A 7476-nucleotide genomic window follows, 5' to 3' on the forward strand; every position below is an offset into this window, starting at 1 on the left:
GCTGCAGCTTTAGTGCCAGCTTGATCAACTAGCAGGACGCTGAAAACGGTCGACGTCACGCCCATCATGCTCATGTCTCATCGTTTTTCACCGCTGGACCGGCGAGAAGCGGGCGGATCGGACCTTTTGCAGTGTGCAGGCCGCCTTGTGGGACGGGCACCAGCCCTGTCGCGGTGTGCGGGCGGCCGTTGCAGCCCCTCTCACGCCACCTCTGATTCAGCCAGTAGCTTCGGCAGGCGTATGAGGTTGCAGGCCGCGGCCGAGAAGGCGAAGGCCATGTCGACGCGCTCGCGGCCCCGCATCCGGATGCGGCGCAAGAGCCCGAACTCCTTGCCCCACCCGAAACCCTCCTCGATCCGCTTGCGGATGCGCTGGCTGAGCGCGTAGCCGGGATGGCGTGTCGTGCGCCCGTCGACGGCGGAGCGCCGCCCCGCGATGTTGCGGGCGATGTGCGGCGTCACGTTCATGAAGCGCAATTCGTTCACGAAATCCTCGGCGTCATAGCCCTTGTCGGCCCCGAGCGTGATGCGGCTCGGCCGGTCGGCGCGCTTCTCGATCATGGCCAGGGCGGCGATGCGCTCGGCCTGGCCGTTGGCCTCCGTGACGCAGCCGTCCACGATCAGCCCGTTGCGGTTCTCCATGAGGAGATGGCCCATGAAGCTGAGCTTGGCCTCGCGCCCCTGACCCTTGCGGGGGAGCTTGGCCTTGGGGTCCGTGGCACTTTGGTGCGTGTCGTTGGACAGGCGCTGGCCGTGGAAGTCCACCTCGGCATTGCGTCCGCCGGCCGGCGGCTCGGGCGGTTCGGACGGCGTGCCGTCGTCCTTGGGCCGAAAGCTCTTCATGGAAGCCCAGGCCTGGATCAGCGTGCCGTCCACGCTGAAGTGATCCTGGGACAGGAGCCGCTTCACGCGCGGGATGGCCAGCACCGCGCTCAGGAACGCCGCCGCCACGCTGCCGTCGAGCAGGCGATCGCGGTTCTTGGAGAAGGTCGAAGCGTCCCACACGGGATCGTCGACGCCCAGGCCGACGAACCAGCGGAACAGCAGATTGAAGTCGAGCTGCTCCATCAGCTGACGCTCGGAGCGCACCGAGTAGAACGCCTGCAACAGCATCGCCCGCAGCAGCTGTTCGGGCGGGATCGAGGGACGGCCGATCTCCGAGTAGATCTCGCCGAAGCGCCCGTCGAGCGACGCCAGCGCCTCGTTCACCAAAGTCCGGATCGTACGCAGGGGATGATCCGAGCGGACGCGCTGCTCCAGATCCACATAGGAGAACAGTGACCCGCTCCGGCTGTCCTGTCCGCGCATCCGACACCCCCCCGCCGACCAAGGCTGAGTGAATCACGAACTGGCCCACCCTCGAAGCCTTTTTCAGCGTCCTGCTAGTCCTTGCTTAGGCGCTCGAGATCACCGCCGCTCATGCCATCAAGAAACAGCCTTCAGCGGACCGTGCAGTCTATCGTTGCATCTCGGCCGACGATGCAGGGCGCGGGTCGCCTCAACTGAGCCCGTGGGTAGAAACTGTTATTCGCGCAATGTCATCCTGAGGCATGAAGGATCATCTTTCAAACCTCAGGAAGATCGAAAAGATACGCTGGATAGTCTAGATCATCGTCATAGCATTCAGCGAGGAGTAATGATGATGTCTGGCAATCCAATCACGAAATCTAATTCATCTTTCGGCGAACTGCCGAGCACTGGCTTTGTGCGCATGAAGGCACTGCTGCCTCCCCACGGTCCGATCCCTGCGAGCCGCGCTACTATCTACGCTTGGATCCGTGCGGGCGTTTTCCCCTCTCCGGTGTCTATTGGGACAGGACGCATCAAGGGTTTCCGCGTCGAAGATGTGCGCGCCTTCCTTCAACACCCAAGCACGGCTCAACCGAACGGCCGTCAAGCAAATAGCATCAAGCCTTCGATGAGTAGGGATCGATAGAAAATAGGGGGCTCGGTCGCAGTACGCCTCCTAGCGAACTGGACAATATCAGTGCTCCGAAAATTACCAGAATTCCTTGTTTATAATCGGTGGTGGACATCATGGATGATCTGAAAAAGGCGCTGCTAGTGGGATGGTTGATGAAACTCAAGTCCGATCCTATCGGCGCGATCGAAGGATGCAAAGCGGATTCGATACGGTCAGAGTTGACCGAAAATAAAAGAAAACATCAAGTCGTGGCGTTTATCGTCGGCTTTGTCCGACAATTAGCGTCGTCGAGTGAGGCCCAGAATGAATTTTTTGATCACAATTTTTGGCCTGAAAGTGGTCACAAACCTAGTGCGAACAAGTTGCCAATATTGACTTGTCGCTTTATTCTAGGGGCGGCGAAGACTAGGGGTACTTTGTATCAGCAAGCGTTAAGCTGGAGCAAAGCGGTCACATACTATGTTCAGCATGGGACTGAGCCGGAAGCCGTGGTTGATCATTTAGGAGAACACAAACTTCATCGCGTGATCGATCATGTCGAGCGGATGATGGGCAACGAAGGAGAGAAACAGGATGGCAAGGGATCATCCACCTGGAAGCCGAAGACGTCTTGTTCGCAGCTCGATGAAAGTGTCGACGAAAATTGGGACGGTCCATCCTCTGAGGATGACTCAAGTGATACCCATGCAGATCACGAATCCGTAGAGTCTGCAGATGAGAAAATCACAGAAAACGAGCCGGCGTCGGTTCTGTTAAAAAAGAAAACGAAAAGACACAAAGACCCACCATTCGATCGCAGTGTGCACATCTACTTTGTGGCAGGTGCTTTCAGGCAAGAGATCCTTGATACTCCTGCCGGAAGCTATGTCCAAGTCACACTCCGCCGGGTAATCTGGCCGAACCCTTGGAAGCGGTTTGAGGCCGTTGGGACTCGGTCGGTCTCCTGGAAGCCATCTGACTAAATTGTCTAGTACGAAGGTGAGTTTCGAGCAAACGTCCGCGAAGTGGGCCTGTTGGTTGGACATCCAGAATGCTAATGACATCAGCGGCGATGTAAGTATCACATCTCTGAACGAGCGCGAGGCAGGATAAGAGTCGCGTCGTCACCAGCCACGCCATGGGCTATGGCTTTCCGGCTGTAGCCCATGACGTAATCAACGTCGTGGGTAATAGGGATAACATCGAGGCGGTCGAGGGGGTAGTTGGGACGGATATAACGACTCTGGTGCTCCGCGAAGTGTGCGTCGAGGCCACCATCAAGGCGTGACCCAAGGGGAACGAACGCAAGGCAGTGGCTATGCTCGCCATCGTTGACCCGCGCATCGGCAAGGGTGCCCCGGTGATGTTTGAAGATCGGGAAGTCAGGGCTGCAAATCCAAATGGGCAAGCGCCCGAACGATGAGGCGGCCCGGGGATGACGAACGATCCAAGGCAGGTGCATGCGGTAGATGCGTTCAATTTCATCGCTCATCACCCTGGCCCGATGGACGGCGCTGCCGTCGATTGGTCTAAACATCAATGTCAGCAGATATGGGGTATACTCATCGGCGACGAGCCATCGAGCCCATTTGCCGTAAGCGATTTCGACATCAGCTGGATTATGATTTCGATTGTGTTGCATCTTCGATTCCGATGATTGCTGACGGTGGGTCAACGCGAGGTGCCGCTCACTCAATAGCCACTTACTGAGTTTCGCTTTTACGTGATGGGCGTGGCTTAATTTGCTCATTACAAACGGCTCAATGTCGGGCTGAGCGCTGGTGCAATGGTTCAAACTTGTCAGTTTCGATGCCGTGAAGGCATAGGTCTACATATGCTGGTCCGCCTTTTTCGGAAAACCACATTGCAGGTCTGATGTGGTAGTCTGCCGAACCCCTGGCATTCCATCGGGTCGAAAAGGCTACGTTTTTAAATTGGCGTGATGCGACCTGATGCGGCCGAAGCCTAAGCGGTCTGAGGTGCCATACAGCTTTTACGCGATGATCAAAGGTGGGCTCCGCCAAGGGCGGCGTTGTGGGGACTCATGAGTCAACGGCCTTTTGCGATCCGCATGGTGCCGACGATGGTCGCAAAGCGTGGCCGTGAGCACACTGGGTCGGCTGAATCACAGTTGACGACCCTATTCGGCCAGCTGTTACGCCCGGCCGATGCGCAAACTAACCAAACCCTCGACGTTCAGCTTCGACCCGGTCGGGCTTGACCACGCCCGCAAGGTCATCGAACCCGCCCTATTTTGGGCGCCGCGGTCGTTCCTCGACGATCTACGAGCCAACCTCGCCCTGAACGGCGTGCAAGCAGCGGTGGCTCGGCGTGACCCGGGCCCGATCTTCGACTGGCTCCAGCGCCTGATCCAGCTGCAGGGCATTTCCGACAGTGTCGCTTTCGCCTACGCCGACCGACATGGGACAGCGACCTGGGCCGACCTCATTGCCTCCCTTGCGGTCGACCCATCATGTCCGAAGTTACAGGGCCATCGGCACTTCAACCGCTGTGGCTATCGCAAGTCAGCAGGCACCTGCGCCGAGCCCGCGCACCTCTCCCGCTGTCCTTTGCCGGTGTTGCATCTCCGCAAGGGCGCCCTGAACCAAGCCAGCTACAGCTTGGCACTTTTCATCCGCGACATGTGCGCTGGCGACGTCGTCGGCTGGCTCGATGCGCAGCTCGCCGGGGCTGATCTAGGCGCCGCCGCTACCTACACCGCCAGCGGGCTTCGAGCGGCCGTGGTTGCGCCCCTCACGGCTGTTCACGGGGTTGGCGCGAAGCTTTGGTCGATGGCCTTGGCTGACCTGCTGCTGGCTGGCGATCCCGGCCGGCCGCGGTGGGTGGCAGCTGGCGCCCGCATGATCGCCATTGACACCTTGGTGCACGGCTTCCTGCACCGCACCGGCACCCTACGAAGGTGTCGGTCCGAACACGTCTATGGCCCAGCTTGCTACGCCGATGGCGGGTGTGCCGACATCATCGAGGCTGTCGCCGTCAAAATCGATGCCCGGGAGTTCAACCCCGATTTCCCGGCCACCTTCCCGCGCTTCGTCCAGCACGCGATTTGGCGGTTCTGCGCGGCCGGCGTGCTCGATATCTGCAACGGCGTGCGGATCGATGATCGAGCGCCCTGTCGGCAGCGCCTGTGTCCGACTGGACCGAATTGTGATCGCCTGCCGCTCCGCCCCGAGAAGGTCCTTGTCACTCAACCATAAGATGCATATATCGGGGTTCGGCTGCAGGCGGGTTGGCAACCTAGGCCAGGGCCGAACGCAGCCCGTGAGCGTGCGTCCAGCGATCACGCTGAACCACTTCGACGTTCGCCCGCCTGCCCACTCGCGAATTCCAACCAGGGCCTTTCACCCACGTGGAGATCAATATGGACGATACCGCTTCGATCATTGCGCCCGAGACGGTCCTCAATGCCCCTTCGGCTGTTGTCGTGTTCGGCCGCGACGAGGGCGGCAAAGCTCACGCGAGCCGCTTCGAGCCGGCCGACGCCGCCCTGGCCGAGCGGGCCGCCGGGTTGATGGGCATGCGAGCCCTGCGCCTGACGACGGTCGAACAGCAGGAACTCGCCGCAGAGTTGCCAGAAGGGCGGGTGTTTGCAACCGGCCGGGCCTTCGTGCCATTCGTCAAGGCTGCCGTCTTTGAGCAGCTCGAAGCCGACCCCGACAGCTTCACCCCTGAGCGCCCGCCTGAAGCCGACATGCCCCCGAGCGCCCCGCCAAGGCCCAAGGGCAGGCGCTCCGCTTCACCCGCCACCGACGGCACCTATGGCGGCCAGGACGCCCTCAGCGAGCCCGCTGAGCCGCCTGCCGATCGGGCTGCCATCACGCTCGGCCACCGCGTGCTCGCCGCCGAGCTGTACGACCCGGAAATATGGTACGTCGCCCAGGTTACCGCGCTTCGCGAGCCTGATCTGCTTCAGCTAAGGTGGGTCAGCGCTCAATGGATAAATGAGCCGCCTTTTGTCCGCCACCGTGAGCACCTGGCCTTGCTGCCCGCAGCACTTGGCGCCGACGCGGATTGAGGGCGACCTGGGGCGAGCGTCGGAACCTGACTACCCGACGTCCCGCCGGACTGGCTGACGCGGCTTCCGACCCGCTTTGAGCGGCTGAGGTGGGGTGGAATGGCTGTCGTAGGCTCGAAGCAGGACATCGACTTCGACCCCGAGCGCCCCGGCCAGCCGATCGAGAACATCGACGGTCGGGTTCACGACCCGGCGCTCGATGCCTGAAAGATAAGGGGCCGCCACGCCAGCATCGACTTCGAGCGCTTCCTGCGACAAGCCTCGCAGCGCGCGGAGGTGCCGGACATTCCAAGCGAGGCGCGCCCTTCCATCCATGCCTCCCAGGCACTCGGACGAGCTCGCTTAATCCATGACCTATACGCTATGATTTTCTCGGCCTTGCGCTTGGTCCGAGGAGGCGTCGGCCGTTAGGGGGACAGCTATGTGGTATCTGAGCGCGATGCGTCGCTGCCTCGATTTTCATGGTCGAGCGCGACGCCTGGAATTTTTGGAATTTGCCGCAGGCTGGCTACTGATCACCATGGTTGCCGCCGCGATCGATCACATGCGCGCTGAAAGCGACCCCCAGGCAGACAATCTCTTCACGTCCCTTGTGGCACTGATCCACATGCTGCCGTTCTGTGCAGTCGCAGCTCGGCGTTCTCACGACCTGAATCGAACTGGCTGGCTGTGTTCGGCCTCGTGCCGCTTCTCGGTTTGGCCATGTTGCTGGTATGGAGCCTGCCGGGCTCGCCCGGTGCAAACCGATATGGGTCGAAGCCGGATTCAGAACCGAGCCAGACACCTCCACTCACCGAGCGTTCCTACACGGCACGACGATATGCAAGTCGCGTTGCGCCAGAAGTCATGGTCAGCGCACCTGCGTCGCATCAATCATTAAATATATTAGAGAAAGTTGCAGAACTCGACCGACTTGCTGGCCTGCTTTTCGACGGCGCTTTGACAAACGAAGAATTCGACGCGTTGAAACAGCGGTTACTAGCTTGAGGCAGATAACATGGATCTGATTTTTGCATACCTACTATATTTTTTAATTGCGACGATTGTCCTGATTGCTTCCATCTGGCTAGGCCTTCTCCCAAGTTTCGTGGCGTTTCGACGGCGAACTCACGATCGCTGGTTCATCCTCGCGCTGAATGTATTCGCGGGAGCAACGGTCATCGGATGGGTTGTTGCCCTGGTGTGGGCCTATCGGGGGCGAGTGTCGGCGCAGCAAGCCGACGGCCACGATCCTCAAGCGGGTATAGGATTGCTGCTGAACGACGTCCGCCAGCTGCCCCTTTTTCCTCAGCCGCGCCCAGAGCCGATGACCTCGTCAGCCAATGGGTCACCGACGTTCGGTCAGGCCGCAGATGCCATTGAGCGGCTCGTGACGCTTCACACCCAGGGCTACATCACAGCTGAGGAATTTGTGAAGCTCAAAGCCGAGGTGATCGGTAAGGTTTGACCTCACGACCGCTCTCGACCCAAGGACGAACCCGCTCTCGCGGGAGGGCTTCCTGAGAGGTTGGGCACAACTGGAGATCAGCGCGAGCGCT

The 7476-nt window shown here is 60.2% G+C and carries 8 protein-coding genes; 5 read left to right on the top strand and 3 right to left on the bottom strand.

Translation table 11 applies throughout. The annotated features are described in order from the left end of the window. Window positions 1–200: 200 nt before the first annotated feature. A complete protein-coding gene (locus D3272_RS21355) occupies window positions 201–1307 on the bottom strand; it encodes an IS5 family transposase (RefSeq protein WP_129221232.1) in 1107 nt (368 codons plus the stop codon). 729 nt (window positions 1308–2036) lie between these two features. On the opposite strand from D3272_RS21355, the gene D3272_RS21365 reads away from it, so the two are divergent. Then, window positions 2037–2885 carry a hypothetical protein gene (locus D3272_RS21365; protein WP_129221234.1) on the top strand — a complete coding sequence of 283 codons (849 nt, stop codon included), beginning with the start codon at window positions 2037–2039 and terminating at the stop codon, window positions 2883–2885. A 98-nt stretch (window positions 2886–2983) separates the two neighbouring features. On the opposite strand, the gene D3272_RS21370 is transcribed toward D3272_RS21365, so the two are convergent. Further along, window positions 2984–3652 (bottom strand): hypothetical protein, encoded by a 669-nt coding sequence (locus tag D3272_RS21370; protein ID WP_129221235.1) that lies wholly within the window; start codon window positions 3650–3652, stop codon window positions 2984–2986. Window positions 3653–4070: 418 nt separating this feature from the next. On the opposite strand from D3272_RS21370, the gene D3272_RS21375 reads away from it, so the two are divergent. Beyond that, window positions 4071–5120: a hypothetical protein gene (locus D3272_RS21375; protein WP_245496712.1), complete on the top strand. Its 1050-nt coding sequence runs from the start codon at window positions 4071–4073 to the stop codon at window positions 5118–5120. A gap of 164 nt (window positions 5121–5284) precedes the next feature. Then, entirely contained in the window at window positions 5285–5938 is a 654-nt protein-coding gene (locus D3272_RS21380; RefSeq protein WP_129221236.1) for a hypothetical protein, read from the top strand. Between the two features lie 30 nt (window positions 5939–5968). Here the strand turns inward: D3272_RS21380 and D3272_RS21385 are convergent, their stop codons facing one another. Next, window positions 5969–6253: a helix-turn-helix domain-containing protein gene (locus tag D3272_RS21385; RefSeq protein WP_129221237.1), complete on the bottom strand. Its 285-nt coding sequence runs from the start codon at window positions 6251–6253 to the stop codon at window positions 5969–5971. 124 nt (window positions 6254–6377) lie between these two features. Between D3272_RS21385 and D3272_RS21390 the strand changes: the two genes are divergently transcribed. Both D3272_RS21390 and D3272_RS21395 read left to right on the top strand, forming a co-directional pair. Next, on the top strand, window positions 6378–6818 hold the full coding sequence (locus D3272_RS21390) for a DUF805 domain-containing protein (protein ID WP_245496713.1): 441 nt from the start codon (window positions 6378–6380) through the stop codon (window positions 6816–6818). A 117-nt stretch (window positions 6819–6935) separates the two neighbouring features. Beyond that, window positions 6936–7385, top strand: a complete 450-nt coding sequence (locus D3272_RS21395) for a superinfection immunity protein (protein ID WP_129221239.1) — start codon at window positions 6936–6938, stop codon at window positions 7383–7385. Window positions 7386–7476 lie beyond the last annotated feature (91 nt).

Source organism: Lichenibacterium ramalinae, assembly GCF_004137085.1.
Taxonomy (GTDB): Bacteria; Pseudomonadota; Alphaproteobacteria; order Rhizobiales; family Beijerinckiaceae; genus Lichenihabitans; species Lichenihabitans ramalinae.

Excerpts from the sequence above, each read along its gene's own strand:
- D3272_RS21355 (WP_129221232.1), bottom strand. The coding sequence starts at position 1,307 with ATGCGCGGACAGGACAGCCGGAGCGGGTCACTGTTCTCCTATGTGGAT.
- D3272_RS21365 (WP_129221234.1), top strand. The coding sequence starts at position 2,037 with ATGGATGATCTGAAAAAGGCGCTGCTAGTGGGATGGTTGATGAAACTC.
- D3272_RS21370 (WP_129221235.1), bottom strand. The coding sequence starts at position 3,652 with ATGAGCAAATTAAGCCACGCCCATCACGTAAAAGCGAAACTCAGTAAG.
- D3272_RS21375 (WP_245496712.1), top strand. The coding sequence starts at position 4,071 with ATGCGCAAACTAACCAAACCCTCGACGTTCAGCTTCGACCCGGTCGGG.
- D3272_RS21380 (WP_129221236.1), top strand. The coding sequence starts at position 5,285 with ATGGACGATACCGCTTCGATCATTGCGCCCGAGACGGTCCTCAATGCC.
- D3272_RS21385 (WP_129221237.1), bottom strand. The coding sequence starts at position 6,253 with ATGGATGGAAGGGCGCGCCTCGCTTGGAATGTCCGGCACCTCCGCGCG.
- D3272_RS21390 (WP_245496713.1), top strand. The coding sequence starts at position 6,378 with ATGCGTCGCTGCCTCGATTTTCATGGTCGAGCGCGACGCCTGGAATTT.
- D3272_RS21395 (WP_129221239.1), top strand. The coding sequence starts at position 6,936 with ATGGATCTGATTTTTGCATACCTACTATATTTTTTAATTGCGACGATT.